Below are 16,386 nucleotides of genomic sequence, written 5' to 3'. Positions count from 1 at the left end.
GCCCCAGGCTCGGCCCTGCCTCCGCCCGCCGAGACCGCGCCCCCCGCAGCGACGACCGGGGGAGGTTGAGGATGGCCGGCCGCGACGTTTTCCTCGGCAGCGCGGCGGCCCTCATGGCCCTGACGGCGGCGCTCGTTCCGGCGCCGGTGCTGGCGCAGTCTCCGGCAGCGGCGGCCACCGCCCGCGACGTGGGCGCCTCCGATCCCCTGCGCCCGGTGCTGCTCAACGCCCTGCGCCCGGCCATCGTCGCGGATCTGGGCCAGTCGGTGAAGTTCGTGGTGGCGACCCTGCGGATCCAAGGCGACTGGGCCTATGTCGTCGCCCGTCCGCAAAGGCCCGACGGCCGCGAGATCGACTTCCGCTCCACCCGTTATCGCGAGGCGATTGACCAAGGGGTGTTCGACGGCCCGACCCTTTACGCCCTGATGCAGCGGCGCGAGCAGCGCTGGACCGTCGTCGACTTCGTCATCGGCCCGACCGACGTCGCCTGGGCCGGATGGCCGGAGGAACACGGTGCGCCCGCCGCGCTGCTGGGCCTGCCAAACCCCTGAACGGCCTCAGCCGGCGCCGCCGAACCGCTCCGACCATTCCGCCACCTGGGCGTCCTCGATCTTGGCGAAGAGGACGGCGGGGGCCGCGACCGTGTCGCCGGCCTGCACCGCTGCGAACAGGTCCTCGCCCGCACCCGGCCAGCTGAGGTCCGTCGCTCCGACCGTCTCGCCGATCTTCGGCGCGGTGAAGGGCAGGATCGGGGCGGACAGGCGGGCGAACAGGGCCACGAGGCTCAGGCCCGTGCGCACCACGACGGCGGCGCGGTCGCGGTCGGTCTTCAGCGCGGTCCAGGGCGCCGCCTCCTGAAGGTATTCGTTGCCCAGAACCCAGGCGGCGCGGACGGCGGCGGCGGCCTTGCGGAACTCCATGGCCTCGAACAGGTCGGTCGCCTCCGCCACGGCGGCGGCCATGTCGGCGGCCAGCTTCTCTTCGAGCAGACCGGGCTCGCCGCCATCAGGGACGACGCCGTCGAACTTGGATTCCGTGAACTTGACGATGCGGTTGACGAAGTTGCCCAGGACGTCGGCCAGATCCTTGTTCGTCGCCGACTGGAACTGCTCCCAGGTGAAGGCCGCGTCCGAATGCTCGGGCCCATAGGCGGTCAGGAACCAGCGCCAGTAGTCGGCAGGCAGCAGCTCCAGCGCCTGGTCCATGAAGACGCCGCGCTTCTGGGACGTCGAGAACTTGTCGCCGTACCAGTTCAGCCAGTTGAAGGCCTTGAGCTGGTCCACCGTCTTCCACGGTTCGCCCGAACCGATGATCGTCGCGGGGAAGCTGACGGTGTGGAAGGCGACATTGTCCTTGCCCATGAACTGGACGTAGCGGACGTCGTCGGCGCCTTCGTCGAGACGCCACCAGGACCGCCAGTCGCCGCCGGTCGCCTCGGCCCATTCCTCGGTCGCGCCGATGTATTCGATGGGGGCGTCGAACCAGACGTAGAAGACCTTGCCCTCCATGCCCGGGCGCGGTCCGCCGTCGGGACCGACCACGGGCACGCCCCATTTCAGATCCCGTGTGACGCCCCGGTCGATCAGACCCTCGTCGAGGTGTTTCAGGGCGATGGACTTGGCCAGAGGCTGCCAGCCCTGACGGCTGTCGATCCAGTCGCGGATCGGCTGTTCCAGCTTGGTCTGCAGCAGATAGAGGTGGCGGGTGTCGCGCACCTCCAGATTGCGGCTGCCGGAAATGGCCGAATAGGGGTCGATCAGGTCGGTCGGGTCCAGCAGGCGGCCGCAGTTGTCGCACTGGTCGCCGCGCGCCCCGACATGGCCGCAGTGAGGACAGGTCCCCTCGACATAGCGGTCGGGCAGGAAGCGGGCGTCGTCGATCGAATAGACCATCCGGTCCACCCGCTCCTCGATCAGGCCGTTCTCTTCCAGTTTGGCTGCGAAATACTGGGTCAGGCGGCGGTTCGGCGCCCTCGACGAACGGCCGAAGACGTCGAAGCTGAGGCCGAACGCCTCCCCTGCCCGTTTCTGGACCTCATGCTGTTCGTCGCAATAGGTCTGGACGTCCTGACCGGCGGCGGCGGCGGCCAGCTCGGCCGGGGTGCCGTGCTCGTCGGTGGCGCAGACATAGAGGACGTCATGGCCCTGCGCCCGCTTGAACCGCGCCCAGACGTCGGCCGGCAGCATAGAGCCCGCCAGATTCCCCAGATGCTTGATGCCGTTGATGTACGGCAGGGCCGAGGTGATCAGGATGCGGGACATGGGATCCAGTGAGGGATTAGGGATTAGGGATTAGGGAAGCAGTGGTTAGTGGCGAGTGCGAGCCCATATCGCAACCCCGCGCGCCGCTACCTCGCCCCTAATCCCTAATCCCTAATCCCTAATCCCTGTTCACTGCGCCGGCAGGCGCCGCGCCACCCTGAGGAACCGCGCCGTCAGCAGCGTCCCCGAGATCAGACTGGCGACGATGACCGCCCAGACCAGCCCGTCGACGCCCATTCGGTGCGCCAGCCACCAGCCGAGCGGCATCATGATGGCGGAATAGGCGACGAAATGCAGGATGGTCGGCCACCAGACGTCGCCAGCCGCGCGGTTGGCCTGGGCCGCCACCACCTGAATGGCGTCGGCGACAAAGAAGAGCGTCGACAGGACGATGGCGGGCGTGGCCACCGCCAGAAGCGCCGCGTCCCGGTTGTAGGCGGCCGCCAGCCAGGGCGCGGTCGGCCAGATGAACAGGGCGATCAGGGTCGCCAGCACCGTGGCGGTGACGATCGAGACGACCCCCGCGCGCATCACCCCCGCCCTGTCCCTCGCCCCATAGGCGCGGCCGACCAGCACCGCCGTGGCCGAAGCCATGCCGAGCGGCACCATGAAGACGATGGCCGAGATATTGAGCACGATGGTCCAGGCCGTCGTCTCCACCGCCCCCAGCTGACCGGCGATGAAGGTCATGGCCGCGAAGGCGCCGACCTCGATGAAGTAGCTGGAGCCGGCGCCGTACCCGACCTTGCGCTGTTCGCGCTCGGCGGGCCGGTCGCGCACCGGCTTGTTGAACACGCCCAAGGCCCGCGCCTCCGGCAGGCGCAGGATGTAAATGACCAGAAACACCGCCAGCGCCGCCCGCGCGAAGAAGGTCGCCCAGGCCGAGGCGAAGGCGCCGTCGACGCCCAGCCCCAGAACATCGGGCACCAGCAGCAGGTTCAGCGCCAGATTGACCCCATTGGCGATCCACATGGCCCACATGCCCGGCTTGGGCCTGCCCATGGCTTCGAGGAAGAACTGGCCCGCCACGCTGATCAGATAGGCCGGCATCGACAGGGAGAAGACGATCAGGGCCGGCGACGCCCCCTCCGCCAGACCCGGCGCCAGACCCATGTGGTGCAGCCCCCACGGCCCGATGAGGATCATGCCGATCATAGAGACCACGCCGATCTGCAGGGCATAGGCCGTGCCGCGCCTCAGCACCGACCCGACCTCGGCCCGGCGGCCCTCGCCCAGCAGGCGGGCGGTCATGACCTGCACCCCGAGCATCAGCCCCACCCCGGTCGTCACCACGATCGACGTCGGCGCCCAGGCCAGGGCGTGGAAGGCCAACTCGGTCCCGGAGTAGTTCCCCACCACCAAGGCGTCGGTCAGACCCATGACCATGATGCCGATACGCGCCATCACCACCGGCCAGGCCAGGGTCAGGAGGGCGCGAACGGCGATGCGGTTGTCGGGACTGAGGGCGAACATGGGACGCGGCCCAGACCACGGGCCGCGTCGGAGGTCAACACAGGGGCTGCTTATGAGTGGATAAGGCTTCGGTCGGCGCACACCGCCCGTCACCCTCGGGCTTGACCCGAGGGCCGGACGGTCCCTAGGCAGTGAGAGGAAGCGGCACACGCCCGCAACTCCCGCACCCGGTCTTCGACGCCCGTTTCGCCCCAACCTCCGATCCCCGGGTCAAGCCCGAGGCTGACGGGAATCCAGATGTCCCTGCGCCCCCTCTTCGTCACCCAGGTCTATGAGGCCAGTCTGGCCGCCGCCCCTGGCTTCGCGGCCTTCAACGCCGAACTGGCCGAGGCCTGCCGCATGCTGGCCGAAGAGGACGGGGCGGGCCGCGCCTGGTGCCGGGCCCACGCCTATCGCGGCTACACTTCCTACGGATCGCTGAACGACCTGCCCAACCGGATGCCCGAGTTCGCCGAACTAAAGCGGCATCTGGACAAGCACGCCCTCGCCTATGCCAGGGCGCTCAACTTCGATCTGGCGAGGAAGCCGAGGCTGGAAAACCTGTGGGTCAACATCCTCAAGCCCGGCGGCGGACACACCGGCCACATCCACCCCCACGCCTTCCTGTCGGGCACGGTCTATGTGGAGACCCCGCCCGGCGCCTCGGCCCTGAAGCTGGAGGACCCGCGCCTGGCCATGATGATGGCCCGTCCGGGCGTGGCGACCGACGCGCCGGAGACTGAACAGCCCTTCGTCTACCTGAAGCCCGCCCCCGGCACGGTGCTGATTTGGGAAAGCTGGCTGAGACATGAGGTGCCGGTCAATCTGGCGAAGTCCGACCGCATCTCGATCAGCTTCAACTACGCCTGACGAGGCTCAGGGCCACTTCAGCAGCCGGTCCAGACTGACCGGCCCGGCGCCGAAGCGGATCAGGTAGAGCAGCAGCGCCGCCCACAGCAGATGGGTCGGCCAGCCCAGGGGATAGACGAAGACCTCGATCACCAGGGTCATGCCCAGCAGGGCCAGGGCCGAGACCCGGGTCAGCAGGCCGACAACGATCAGGATCGGGAACAGATGCTCCGAATAGGTGGCCAGATGGGCGGCGATGTCGCTTGGGATCAGCGGCACCCGGTATTCGTCGGCGAACAGCATATAGGTTCCGTCGGCGATGTGCAGAAGGCCGTCGACCTTGGTCCGACCCGACAGGAAGAAGGGTGCGGCGATGGCGACCCGGATGATGAGGCTCAACGCCCACTGCGGCAGAAGCCGGGCGCTCCAACGCTCCACGGCGGCGGTCAGATGCGGCGTTGCGGCGGGGCGGTCGAGGTCGGTCGCGGTCATCGGGCGTCAAGCTCCAGTCGGGTGAACAGACCGGCCTGCACCAGTCCGGAAAACAGTCGCGCCAGGTCGAGGCCGGGCTCGCGCCCCATGGCGAGGAGGGCCGCTTGACCCAGGCTGGATCCGCGCCGGCAGCCGTCCAGCAGCCGCCATTCGGCCGGGGTCAGGCGTCGCGCCTCGACCGTCCATGAGGGGCGGTAGATCGCCAGGGCCTCGGGCTGGCGGTCCCAGACGGGCTCGGCGTCGGTCTGGAGCTCCGGCCGGTTGGCCAGCCAAACCGACGGAGCGGTCCAATCGAAGTCGAACAGCCGCACCGAGGGATGCAGGACGGCGTGCGCCGCGAACATCCGGTCGGTCGGCACGCCTGCAACAGCCCGTGCGTCGAGCACGGGCGCATCCGCCGCCCGGTGGGCCTCGCCCCAGGCCAGATCGAGCCGGGCGACCGGCGCCAGATAGGGCAGATCCCGCGCCGGACCGAACGTCGCCAGCCAGGCCGGGAATTCGGCTCCATACTCGTCCAGCACGGGTCCGACCGGAGGATGTGCGCGGCTGAAGATCAGGGCCGCGTCCCGGAACCAGTCCTGCCCCACCAGCCGCTCGATCGTCGGGAACAGGGCCGCCAGGGCGTCGATTCGTCCCTTGGCCACCGTGTTGCGATAGACGGCCAGGGGCCCGGCGTCGGCGTCCGCCAGCCAGGGATGCAACTCCGCGTCCCGACCGGCGACGGCGTCGGCGAAGGCGGTGTGGAAGGGCTCAGGCATGCAGGCGCTCCGGTTGCCGCGGCCGAGCGGCGGCGCGGGTCAAGACCGCGTCGGCCAGCAAGGCGGCGGCCAGGTCGCGTTCGGCCATCAGTTCAGCAAAGGCCGGCACGGCCTCGTCGCGTTCGATGAGGGTGGGCCTCGGTCCGATCCGGGCGATGGTGCGCCGGTAGAGAGCCCAGACGGCGGCGTCGATCGGGGCGCCGTGGGTGTCGATCAGCAGGGCCGCGCCCCGGTCCGGGTCCGGCGCATGACCCGCCAGATGGATCTCGCCCACCAGATCGCCCGGCAAGGCGTCCAGCCAGGCCTCGGCCGAGGTTCTGGGATTGTTGGCGCTGACATGGACGTTGTTGATGTCCAGCAGCAGGCCGCAGCCTGTCCGCCGGGCCATCTCGGCCAGAAACTCGGGCTCTTCATAGTCGTGACCCGACAGGGCCAGATAGTGGGAAGGGTTTTCGATCAGCAGCCGCCGTCCCAGAACGTCCTGGGCGCGGCTGACGTTGTCGCACACGCGCTGCAAGGCCGCCCGGGTGCGGACGATAGGCAGCAGGTCGGGAAAATAGATCCCGTCCTGGCGGGACCAGGCCAGATGCTCCGACATGACGAAGGGCTCGTAGCGATCGGCCAGGGCCTTCAGCCGGGCCAGGTGGTCCGGGTCCGGCGGGGCGTCGCCCGCCAGCGACAGGCCGACCCCGTGCAGGGACAGGGGCTTGTCGCGGCGGATCGCCTCCAGCCAGGCCAGACGCGGTCCGCCCTCGACCATGTAGTTCTCGGGGTGGACCTCGAACCACAGACCGTCCGCCGTCTCGGCCAGGGCCTCGCCATAGTGACGCGGCTTCAGCCCGAGACCTGCCGTGGGGCCCGGAGCGATCTGCTCCGGGACCGTGGGTGTGGGGGGCGGCATGACGGACGGTCCGGGGTTAATCGCCGATCCGATCAGCGACCGGCGATCGGGGTCAAGGAGCCGGCGCCGCGCGGCGTGCGGATGCTGGTGCAGGTGCCGGCCGGGACGTTCTTCCAGGCATTGCCCTGATAGTCGCGCACCGAGGTGCCGGCGCAGGTCGTGCCGGGGCCGGCGGCGCAGTCGTTCTTGCCCGCCAAGGCGACGCCATAGCATTTCTCGGTCGCGGGGCGAGCCTGCGGGTTGTTGCTGTTCTGGGCGGCGGCGGCCTGGGCAAGACCGGCGCTGAGGGCGGCGGCGGCGAGGCCGAGGGCGACGTGGTTGCGGTTCATCGGAGATGTCCTTGTTGTGACGACCGGTCACCACGACCGGACACCTCGGCATTCGTCCGCTCCACGCCGCCGGTTACAGCCGCGCTGGCGAAAAATCGTCTGGAGGATTTCTTTCCGACCGCGTGTAACCTGGGCTTGCCCCCGGGCGTAGTCGGGTCTGACCGTGACCGATCGTGAAGCCCATCTGAAGTCGCTGATGACGCGTGGCCTCGACGGCGACGCGGCGGCCTGGCGCGTGCTTCTCACCGAGATGGGCGGCCACCTTCGACCCTTTTTCGCGCGGCGCCTGTTCGGCGACGCTTCCGACGCCGAGGACCTCGTGCAGGAGACCCTGATCGCCATTCACGCCAAGCGCGCCACCTGGGACCCGCGCCAGCCGTTCACGGCCTGGGCCTATGCCGTAGCGCGCCACAAGCTGATCGACCATCTGCGCCTTCAGGGCCGCCGCCCCACCCATCCGCTGGAAGAGGCCGCCGAACTGTTCGCTGATCACACGGTCGAGGACGGCGCCGCGCGCTGGGACCTCGGCCGCTGCCTGTCCCTCCTGCCGCTGCGCCAGCGACGTCTGATCGAGGACGTGCGGTTGCGCGGCCTGTCGGTCGCCGAGGCGGCCGAACGTCACGGCTATTCGGTCGCCGCCGCCAAGGTCAGCCTGCATCGCTCCATGAAGTCCCTGAACGCCAAATTCGCCCCCGCCAGCGACGGAGGCCCCGCCGATGAAGACTGACGACCTGATCCAGGCCCTGTCGACCGACCTGCCGGCCGCCTCGTCGCGGCGGCTGGATCGCCGCCTGCTGCTGTGCCTGATCCCCGCCGGGCTGCTGGTGCTGGTCGCGGTCGGCCTGTGGCTCGGCTTTCGGCCCGACCTTCTGCCGGCCATGCGGGGCCCGACCTTCTGGGCCAAGGCGGCCTATACGGCCGTGATGACGGCCGCCGGTTTCTGGCTGCTGGCCCGACTGGGCCGGCCGGGCGCCCGGGTGCGCGAGCCGCTGATCCTGCTGGGCCTGACTCTGGCCATGGCGGCGGGCCTGGCGCTGTTCGAGCTCTTCGCCATGCCCATGCCCGAGCGGATGCCCGCCGTCATGGGCGACAGCGCCCGCATCTGCGCGCCCAATATCGCCCTCCTCAGCGCCCTGGCCGCGCCTCTGGTCTTCTGGGCCGCCCGCGCCTTCGCCCCGACGCGCCCGATGCTGGCGGGCGCGGCGGCGGGCCTACTGACCGGCGGCCTCGCGACGACCCTCTATGGCCTGCACTGCCCCGAGCACACGGCCGCCTTCGTCGCGGTCTGGTACACCCTCGGCATGACCCTGGCGGTGATCGGCGGGGCGGTGATCGGACGGTTCGCCTTCCGCTGGTAGGCGGCGGCGACGTCCACCCTGCCCTCATTCCGCCGCGCGGCGCCCCTATGGATTTGCCCTAAGGCGTCCCGGTCGCTACATCCCGCGCCTACCTCCCCATTCGCACGAACGACAGGGCGCACCGCCTCATGGCGCAGCAATATATTTTCCAGATGCAGGGTCTGACCAAGACCTTCCCCGGCGGCAAGAAGATTTTCGAGAACATCTGGCTGAGCTTCTACAACGACGCCAAGATCGGCGTGGTCGGGGTCAACGGCTCGGGCAAGTCCACCCTGCTGAAGATCATGGCCGGTCTGGACACAGAGTTCACCGGCGAAGCCAAGGCCGCCGACGGGATCAAGCGCGGCTATCTGGAGCAGGAGCCGCAGCTCGACCCGAACCTGAACGTCCGCGAGAACGTCGAGGCCTGGTGTGAGGAGAAGCAGTGGGTCAACCGCTTCAACGCCATCGCCATGGAAATGGCCGAGGAATACTCGGACGAACTGATGGAGGAGATGACCGCCCTCCAGGAGAAGATCGACGCCGGCGACGTCTGGGATATCGACAGCCGCATCGAGATGGCCATGGACGCCCTGCGCTGCCCGCCGGACGACTGGGAAGTCACTAACCTGTCGGGCGGTGAGAAGCGTCGCGTGGCCCTAGCCCGCCTGCTGCTGTCCAAGCCCGACATGCTGCTGATGGACGAACCGACCAACCACCTGGACGCCGAGTCGGTGGCCTGGCTGCAGCACCACCTGGAAAACTTCCCCGGCTGCGTGATCCTCGTCACCCACGACCGTTACTTCCTGGATCAGGTGACCAAGTGGACGCTGGAGCTGGACCGCGGCAAGGGCCATCCGCACGAGGGCAACTATTCCTCGTGGCTGGAGGCCAAGACCAAGCGTGTCGTTCAGGAACAGTCGGAATCCGAAGCCCGCCAGCGCGCCCTCACCCGCGAGCTGGAATGGGTCCGCTCGGGCGCCAAGGCCCGCCAGGCCAAGTCCAAGGCCCGTCTGGCCGCCTATGAGCGGATGGTGGACGAGCAGGAGAGCATGCGCGGCGCCCAGACCCACGCCCACATCCAGATCCCGCCCGGACCGCGCCTCGGCAACGTCGTGCTGGAGGTCGAGGGTCTGCAGAAGACCTATGGCGACAAGGTGCTGTTCGACAACCTGACCTTCCGCCTGCCCCCCAATGGCATCGTCGGCGTGATCGGCCCCAACGGCGCCGGCAAGTCGACCATGTTCAAGCTGATCACCGGCCAGGAACAGCCCGACGGCGGCACCATCAAGGTCGGCGAAACGGTCAAGCTGGCCTATGTCGACCAGTCGCGCGACGACCTGAAGCCCGACGAGACCATCTGGCAGGCCATCAGCGGCGGCACTGACGTGATGATGGTCGGCAAGCGCGAGATCAACACCCGCGCCTATGTCGGCAGCTTCAACTTCAAGGGCGGCGACCAGCAGAAGAAGGTCGGGCAACTGTCCGGCGGTGAGCGCAACCGCGTCCACCTGGCCAAGACGCTGGCCTCGGGCGGCAACCTGATCCTGCTCGACGAACCGACCAACGACCTGGACATCGAGACCCTGCAGAACCTCGAAGAGGCCCTGGAGGAGTTCGCCGGCTGCGCCGTGGTCATCTCCCACGACCGCTGGTTCCTGGACCGCTTGGCCACCCACATCCTGGCCTTCGAGGGCGACAGCCACGTCGAATGGTTCGAAGGCAACTTCGAAGCCTATGAAGAAGACAAGAAGCGCCGCCTGGGCACCGACGCCCTGATCCCCCACCGGATCAAGTTCCAGAAGTTCGGTCGCTGATCGGCTGATCCTCCGGCTGTCAGGCTTCGTCAGGAGCCTGACAGCCGCGCCGTCTCCATAGTCCCGCTCCATCACCGACAGGACGATGGAGCCAGACCATGACCGCACTGACCCGCCGCGACGCCATGACGGGCGCCGTCGCCGTTGCCGCCCTGAGCGCTGCCCTGACGGCCCCTACAACCGCCATGGCGCAGGCGCTGAAGATCGACAACGCCGCCGCCCTGAACGGCGTCACCCGCGTGGTGATCGGCAGTTTCATCGTCGCCTTTCTGACCGACCGCACCGACCGCGCCCGCGCCGGCGGCGGCCTGCTGGGCGGCGGGTTCGGCGGCCGTTCAACCGCGCGCAGTGCACTCGAGGGTGTGTCCGACCTAGAATTTCAGCAAGCCACGGACGCGGCCTATGAAGACTTCCTGCGCCAGCTGTCGAACGCCGGCTACCAGATCGGCGATCGGGCGGCGGTGATCGAGGCCTTCACGCGCGCCAATGCCCAGCCGCTCGAGAACGGCATGGAGCGGGACGTCATTCTGGCGCGCGATTCCCGCGCCAAGGCCAAGGTCTTCGCTCCCACCGCCGTCGGCGGCGTGTGGCTGGGGCGCGAGGCCCTGGGCCAGATCAGCGCGCCGGGTTTCAGCGGCAATCGCAGCGCCATCGGCATCAGTATGGGCGGCGCCGCCCATGCGCGCGCGGCCGGCGAGGCCGTCGTCAACGTCTTCTACGTCGTCGACTTCGCCAACGCCGAGACCTACGGCGGCTGGTTCCGCAACTCTTCGGCTGTTTCGGTGAAGGCCGGCCTGGCCCTGGTGCCCGAGGTGTCCAGGATCTTCGCCTATGCGCCGAACGGCCGCGTGGCGATGGCGACCCTTCGCGAGCCGGTGGCCGTCGGAGGCGACTACGGCACCTTCGGCGACAGCACCACCGGGGGCCAGCGAGCGGCCGAGCTGGCGGCCAATGTCATCGGCGTCCTGGGCGGGATCGGCACCAACTCCACCCGGCGCTACACCCTGCAGGCCGACCCCGCCCGCTGGGGCGAGGGCGTGGCGCAACTGACCAATACCGCCTCGGCTCGCATGATCGACGGCATACGCACCGGTCGGTAAGACGCCGCAAAGGCTCGTCATGCGGCCACGATCCGCCTAATCTGGCAACATGACCCAGCGGCCCGCCGTCCTCATCATGCAGCGCCATCTGGCGCCCCTCACCGCCTTTCTCGACGGCGCCTATGACGTCTATCGCTTCTGGGAGGGGCCGCCGATCGAGGCAGCGCAGGCCATCCGGGCCCTGGTGGTCGCGGGCGAGTTCGAACTGGACAAGGCCCTGATCGAGGGTCTGCCGAACCTGATCCATGTCGCCTGCTTCACCTCAGGCTATGACCGGATCGATGTGGACTGGTGCCACGCGCGAGGCCTGATCGTCACCCATGCCCCCGGTGTGAACCATGAGGATGTGGCCGATCACGCCCTGGGGCTGATCATCTCGGCGCGGCGTGGGCTGGCCTCGGGCGAGCGACTGCTGCGCAGCGGCGGCTGGGCGGCCGAGACGCGAGTGCTGACGCCGTCGCTGAGAGGCCAGAAGGTCGGGATCGTGGGGCTGGGCCTGATCGGTCAGGCGCTCGCCCGGCGGGCGGACGCCTTCGGCATGGAGGTGAGTTGGTGGGGGCCGCGCGACAAGCCCGCCGACTGGCCCCGCGCCGACAGTCTGGAAGCCTTGGCGAAGCAAAGCGACATTCTGGTGATCGCCTGCAAGGTGGATGACAGCAACACCGGTCTGATCTCGCGCGAGATCATCGAGGCGGTCGGACCGAACGGCCTGCTGGTCAATGTCTCTCGCGGGCAGGTGGTGGACGAGCCGGCCCTGATCGAGGCCCTGAGGGCCGGAACCCTGGGCGGAGCGGCGCTGGATGTGTTCGTTCAGGAGCCGGTCGATCCCGCGCTGTGGGCCGATGTGCCCAACACGGTCCTGACGCCGCACACGGCGGGCGCGACCCAGGAATCGGTTCAGGCCATGCTGATGCTGCTGATGCAGAACCTCGCGGCCGTCCTCGGCGGCAACCCGCCGAGGACGCCGGTCGCCGGCTAGTTTCCTTCGTCGCCCATCGGGATCTGGACGGGCGCGCCGCCGCCCGGCGCGCCGCCCTGGCCCCCGCCCGGGCCGCGCATGCCGAAGCCCTGGGGCCGTTCGTCGGCCGACAGGACGCCGTCGGCGTTCTTGTCCATCTCCTGGAAGCGTTTGGTGGAGCCCGCGCGCATTTCGGCGCGACTGACCTTGCCGTCGCCGTCGGTGTCCGCCTCGGCGATCATTCGCCCCATCATGCCGCCGCGACCGCCGCCGGGTCCGCCGGGAGGCGCTCCAGCAGGCGCTCCGGCCGGGGGTGCAGGGGGCGGGCCGCCGGCGCCGCCGCCCATCCGGGCGCGCATCGCCGCGGCGGCGGCCTCGACCTCCTCGGTGGTGACGAAGCCGTCCTGATTGGCGTCCATGCGGTTGAACATGACGTCCTGTCGGCCGAGGAAGACCTCCAGCGTCTCCGGCGGGATCATGCTGCGCGACTGGGCCGAGGCGGCGACGGGCGCGAGCGACGCCACGGCGGCTGCGGCGAGAACAGGGAGGAAGGCGAGACGGTTCATGGCGAACTCCATTGCAGTGGACCTTGAACGCCGGTTCCACGGCGTTCCGTCGCGCCCTTATAAGGTGACACTCCGCCGTTCGCGTTTCACGACCGAAACACGTTAGCGCTTGCCAAATCATATAAGGATATCTTTATATGATTTTATGTCCCTGACCGCCGAACAGACTGTGGAAGCCCTGAGCGCCGCCGGCGAACCCACTCGCCTGCGCATGCTGTCGCTGCTGGCGGCCGAGGAGCTGTCGGTGATGGAGCTGTCGCGCATTCTGGACCAGAGCCAGCCGCGCGTCTCGCGTCATCTGAAACTGCTGACCGAGGCCGGGCTGATCGAGCGTTTCCCGGACGGGGCGCGGGTCTATTACCGGCTGTCGCACGACGCCTCGGCCCGGCGGCTGGTGGACACCATTCTGGATATTCTGACCGACGACGCGGGCGAGGCCGACCATCGCCAGCTGGACGCCGTGCGCAAGGAACGCGAGGCCGCCGCCGCCGGGTATTTCGAACAGGTCGCGCCCCAGTGGGACCGCCTGCGTTCCCTCTATGTCAGCGAGACCGCCGTCGAGGCGGCGCTGGAGAAGGCGGTCGGGCCTGGTCCGTTCGAGCGGGTCGTCGATCTCGGCACCGGATCGGGCCGGATGCTGACCCTGCTGGGCAAGAAGGCCAAGATGTCGATCGGGCTGGATCTCAGCCAGAACATGCTCAACATCGCCCGCGCCAACGTCAGCCGCGCCGGCCTGGACCGGGTCGAACTGCGTCACGGCGACATCTTCGGCACCCGCCTGCCGTCCCAGAGCGCCGATCTGGTGATCGTCCATCAGGTTCTGCACTACCTGACTGACCCCGCCGCCGCCGCCGCCGAGGCCGCGCGTCTGGTCAGCCCGGACGGACGGCTGGTCATCATCGACTTCGCCCCGCATGATTTCGAGCACATGCGCGAGGCGCACCAGCACCGGCGCTTGGGCTTCGCCGACACGGAAATCGCCGGCTGGATGACGGACGCGGGGCTGACGCCCCTGGCGCCGATCGCCCTGCCCCCCGAACCTAATGCAGGCGCCGAGCGCCTGACCGTGACGATCTGGACGGCCGAGCGCCGTTCGGAGCAGGACCGAAAGACCGCATGATGGCCGCCTCCTCCCTCGCCGCCGCCCGCGCCCTGCTTCTGTCTCCCCTGGGGCCGGTGGCGCGCGCCGGCGACAACGCCAACCCCGTGCGGGTGTCGTTCGAATTCTTCCCGCCCAAGACCGACAAGGCCGAGGAGAGCCTCTGGGAGGCGGTGCGCCGGCTGGAGCCGCTCAACCCCGCCTTCGTCTCGGTGACCTATGGCGCCGGGGGCTCCACGCGCGAGCGCACCCACCGCACCGTCCAGCGCATGCTGACGGAAACGACGCTGAAGCCCGCCGCCCACCTGACCTGTGTCGAGGCCAGCCGCGCCGAGGTCGATGAGGTGATCGAGAGCTACAAGGCCATTGGGGTGGACCATATCGTCGCCCTGCGCGGCGATCCGCCCGGCGCCTCGGGGATCGGGGGCGCCTATCAGCCGCGCGCGGATGGCTACGCCAACGCCACGGAATTGACCGCCGCCATCGGCCGCGTCGGCGGCTTCGACGTCACCGTGGGCGCCTATCCCGAGCGCCACCCCGAGAGTCCGTCGATCGAGCACGATATCGACGTCCTGAAGGCCAAGGTGGATGCAGGCGCGACGCGGGCGATCAGCCAGTTCTTCTTCGACATCGACGCCTTCCTGAGATACCGCGACCGGATCCGTGCGGCCGGGATCGACATCCCTCTCCTGCCCGGCATCATGCCCGTGTCCAACTTCAACGGTCTGGTGCGGATGAGCGCGGCCTGCGGCGCCTCCATTCCCGCATGGCTGGCCGCTCACTTCGACGGGCTGGACGACGATCCCGAGACCCGCAAGCTGCTGGCCGCCTCGGTCGCCGCCGAAACCTGTGCGCGGCTGCAGGAAGAGGGCTTTTCCGACTTCCACTTCTACACCCTGAACCGGGCCGATCTGGTCTATGCGATCTGTCGCGTGCTGGGCGTCCGCGAACAGAAGGTTGCAGCATGACCCGCGCCGAACGCATCGCCGCCCTGCATCAGGCGGCCAAGGATCGTGTTCTGGTTCTCGACGGCTCCTGGGGCGTGATGATCCAGCGGCGCGGGCTGGAAGAGGTCGACTTCCGCGGCGACCGGTTCACGGCCGCCAACGGCTATGACGAACGCGACCAGATGAAGGGCAACAACGACATCCTGTGCCTGACCCGGCCGGACGTTATTTCCGACCTGCACGACCAGTATTTCGCCGCCGGCGCCGACATCTCGGAGACCAACACCTTCTCGGCCACCGTCATCGCCCAGGACGACTACAAACTGGACGAACAGGCCGTCTGGGACATCAATCTGGAAGGGGCGAAACTGGCCCGCGCCGCCGCCGACCGCTGGACCGAAAAGGAGCCGCACAAGCCGCGCTTCGCCGCCGGTTCGATCGGCCCGCTGAACAAGATGCTGTCGATGTCGTCGGACGTGAACGATCCGGGCGCGCGGCTGGTGACCTTCGACCAGGTCTATGAGGCCTATCGCCATCAGGTGAAGGCGCTGAACGAAGGCGGGGTCGACCTCTATCTGATCGAGACCATCACCGACACGCTGAACTGCAAGGCCAGCATCAAGGCTATCAAGGACCGGGAGGACGAGGGGCTGGAGCCCCTGCCGAACTGGATTTCGGGCACCATCACCGCCCGTTCGGGCCGGACCCTGTCGGGCCAGACGGCCGAGGCCTTCTGGAACTCCGTGCGCCACGCCAAGCCCTTCGCCGTCGGCTTCAACTGCGCCTTGGGCGCCGACCTGATGCGGCCCTTCATCGCCGAGCTGTCGCGGGTCGCCGACACCCTGGTCGCCGCCTATCCCAACGCCGGCCTGCCCAACGCCATGGGCCAGTACGACGAAGAGCCGCACGAGACCGCCCACTTCATTGAGGAATGGGCGGCGTCCGGTCTGGTCAACATCGTCGGCGGCTGCTGCGGCACGACGCCGGACCACATCAGGCACACGGCCGAGGCGGTCTCGAAACTGCCGACGCGCGAGATCCCGGAGCGGCCGGTCGCCATGCGGCTGTCGGGGCTGGAACCGTTCGAGCTGGTGGCGTGATGGTCAAGCCCGATCCCGCGCCCGCTGACTACTTCAATTCAGAGGTCCGCGCTTTCGGAAGAATGTGGAACGACACGGTTCCGTGGCGCGAAGATCCTCGCCCGTCGGGCGCCGACTTCGTTTTCACCCCGCCCGGTCTGCCTGAGTTGGAGGTCGGGGCTGGCCCCGGTTGGGTGATCGTCAGTTGCGGATCAGCCATGTTCGAGAATGCCTTGCCGGACCTTCCTACCGCCAATTGGGCCTTGGCGATCTGTGACGCCGTGGCGGCAGGACGCGTTTCCGAAAGCGTCAAAACCAAATGGATTCTTGGCAGGTGGGTTACGAGGTTCGAGCTGGCAACGCGTGGAATCAATCAGACCGTGACGAACTCAATTTCCGGGTTCGCTTTCGATAGGTCTTCCCGGAAACCAACGCATTTTG

The 16,386-nt window shown here is 68.6% G+C and carries 17 protein-coding genes; 10 read left to right on the top strand and 7 right to left on the bottom strand.

Annotation, left to right across the window (positions count from 1 at the left end; genetic code table 11):
- The first annotated feature begins 71 nt into the window (after positions 1-71).
- Positions 72-551: a hypothetical protein gene (locus ACT6QK_RS08380; RefSeq protein ID WP_444597372.1), complete on the top strand. Its 480-nt coding sequence runs from the start codon at positions 72-74 to the stop codon at positions 549-551.
- A 6-nt stretch (positions 552-557) separates the two neighbouring features.
- Here ACT6QK_RS08380 and metG read toward each other — a convergent pair whose 3' ends face one another.
- Both metG and ACT6QK_RS08370 read right to left on the bottom strand, forming a co-directional pair.
- A complete protein-coding gene (metG, locus tag ACT6QK_RS08375) occupies positions 558-2,261 on the bottom strand; it encodes a methionine--tRNA ligase (protein WP_444597371.1) in 1,704 nt (567 codons plus the stop codon).
- A gap of 129 nt (positions 2,262-2,390) precedes the next feature.
- Positions 2,391-3,734 carry an MATE family efflux transporter gene (locus tag ACT6QK_RS08370; RefSeq protein WP_444597370.1) on the bottom strand — a complete coding sequence of 448 codons (1,344 nt, stop codon included), beginning with the start codon at positions 3,732-3,734 and terminating at the stop codon, positions 2,391-2,393.
- Positions 3,735-3,971: 237 nt separating this feature from the next.
- On the opposite strand from ACT6QK_RS08370, the gene ACT6QK_RS08365 reads away from it, so the two are divergent.
- A complete protein-coding gene (locus ACT6QK_RS08365) occupies positions 3,972-4,583 on the top strand; it encodes a TIGR02466 family protein (RefSeq protein ID WP_444597369.1) in 612 nt (203 codons plus the stop codon).
- A gap of 6 nt (positions 4,584-4,589) precedes the next feature.
- On the opposite strand, the gene ACT6QK_RS08360 is transcribed toward ACT6QK_RS08365, so the two are convergent.
- Genes ACT6QK_RS08360 through ACT6QK_RS08345 form a run of 4 tightly spaced genes read right to left on the bottom strand, consistent with a single transcriptional unit; the run spans position 4,590 to position 7,042 of the window.
- Positions 4,590-5,054, bottom strand: coding sequence for a DoxX family protein (locus tag ACT6QK_RS08360; protein WP_444597368.1), 465 nt, complete (start codon positions 5,052-5,054; stop codon positions 4,590-4,592).
- A complete protein-coding gene (locus ACT6QK_RS08355; protein ID WP_444597367.1) occupies positions 5,051-5,812 on the bottom strand; it encodes an HvfC/BufC family peptide modification chaperone in 762 nt (253 codons plus the stop codon). The genes ACT6QK_RS08360 and ACT6QK_RS08355 overlap by 4 nt, the downstream gene beginning before the upstream one ends.
- Complete coding sequence (bufB, locus tag ACT6QK_RS08350; protein ID WP_444597366.1) at positions 5,805-6,713, bottom strand: MNIO family bufferin maturase; 909 nt, start codon at positions 6,711-6,713, stop codon at positions 5,805-5,807. Before bufB ends, ACT6QK_RS08355 begins: the two co-directional genes overlap by 8 nt.
- Before the next feature lie 32 nt (positions 6,714-6,745).
- On the bottom strand, positions 6,746-7,042 hold the full coding sequence (locus ACT6QK_RS08345; protein ID WP_444597365.1) for a BufA1 family periplasmic bufferin-type metallophore: 297 nt from the start codon (positions 7,040-7,042) through the stop codon (positions 6,746-6,748).
- Between the two features lie 163 nt (positions 7,043-7,205).
- Here ACT6QK_RS08345 and ACT6QK_RS08340 point away from each other — a divergent pair, with 163 nt between their 5' ends.
- From ACT6QK_RS08340 to ACT6QK_RS08320, 5 genes are all read left to right on the top strand, one after another.
- A complete protein-coding gene (locus ACT6QK_RS08340) occupies positions 7,206-7,769 on the top strand; it encodes a sigma-70 family RNA polymerase sigma factor (protein WP_444597364.1) in 564 nt (187 codons plus the stop codon).
- Positions 7,759-8,400 (top strand): NrsF family protein, encoded by a 642-nt coding sequence (locus tag ACT6QK_RS08335; RefSeq protein ID WP_444597363.1) that lies wholly within the window; start codon positions 7,759-7,761, stop codon positions 8,398-8,400. The genes ACT6QK_RS08340 and ACT6QK_RS08335 overlap by 11 nt, the downstream gene beginning before the upstream one ends.
- 128 nt (positions 8,401-8,528) lie before the next feature.
- Positions 8,529-10,196 carry an energy-dependent translational throttle protein EttA gene (gene ettA / locus ACT6QK_RS08330; RefSeq protein WP_444597362.1) on the top strand — a complete coding sequence of 556 codons (1,668 nt, stop codon included), beginning with the start codon at positions 8,529-8,531 and terminating at the stop codon, positions 10,194-10,196.
- 98 nt (positions 10,197-10,294) lie between these two features.
- On the top strand, positions 10,295-11,296 hold the full coding sequence (locus ACT6QK_RS08325; protein WP_444597361.1) for a hypothetical protein: 1,002 nt from the start codon (positions 10,295-10,297) through the stop codon (positions 11,294-11,296).
- A 49-nt stretch (positions 11,297-11,345) separates the two neighbouring features.
- Positions 11,346-12,275 carry a 2-hydroxyacid dehydrogenase gene (locus ACT6QK_RS08320; RefSeq protein WP_444597360.1) on the top strand — a complete coding sequence of 310 codons (930 nt, stop codon included), beginning with the start codon at positions 11,346-11,348 and terminating at the stop codon, positions 12,273-12,275.
- Here the strand turns inward: ACT6QK_RS08320 and ACT6QK_RS08315 are convergent.
- Positions 12,272-12,820, bottom strand: a complete 549-nt coding sequence (locus tag ACT6QK_RS08315) for a hypothetical protein (RefSeq protein WP_444597359.1) — start codon at positions 12,818-12,820, stop codon at positions 12,272-12,274. The genes ACT6QK_RS08320 and ACT6QK_RS08315 overlap by 4 nt on opposite strands.
- 145 nt (positions 12,821-12,965) lie before the next feature.
- On the opposite strand from ACT6QK_RS08315, the gene ACT6QK_RS08310 reads away from it, so the two are divergent.
- From ACT6QK_RS08310 to ACT6QK_RS08300, 3 genes are read left to right on the top strand one after another with little or no spacing between them, the layout of a single operon-like run.
- Positions 12,966-13,940, top strand: a complete 975-nt coding sequence (locus ACT6QK_RS08310) for an ArsR/SmtB family transcription factor (protein WP_444597358.1) — start codon at positions 12,966-12,968, stop codon at positions 13,938-13,940.
- On the top strand, positions 13,940-14,887 hold the full coding sequence (gene metF, locus ACT6QK_RS08305; protein WP_444597357.1) for a methylenetetrahydrofolate reductase [NAD(P)H]: 948 nt from the start codon (positions 13,940-13,942) through the stop codon (positions 14,885-14,887). Before ACT6QK_RS08310 ends, metF begins: the two co-directional genes overlap by 1 nt.
- A complete protein-coding gene (locus ACT6QK_RS08300) occupies positions 14,884-15,966 on the top strand; it encodes a homocysteine S-methyltransferase family protein (RefSeq protein ID WP_444597356.1) in 1,083 nt (360 codons plus the stop codon). Before metF ends, ACT6QK_RS08300 begins: the two co-directional genes overlap by 4 nt.
- Positions 15,967-16,386: the final 420 nt, after the last annotated feature.

It is taken from the genome of Brevundimonas sp. (assembly GCF_052436175.1).
Lineage (GTDB): Bacteria > Pseudomonadota > Alphaproteobacteria > Caulobacterales > Caulobacteraceae > Brevundimonas.
Note: the sequence above shows the minus strand (reverse complement) of the source record. Positions and strands in the feature narration are given on the sequence as shown.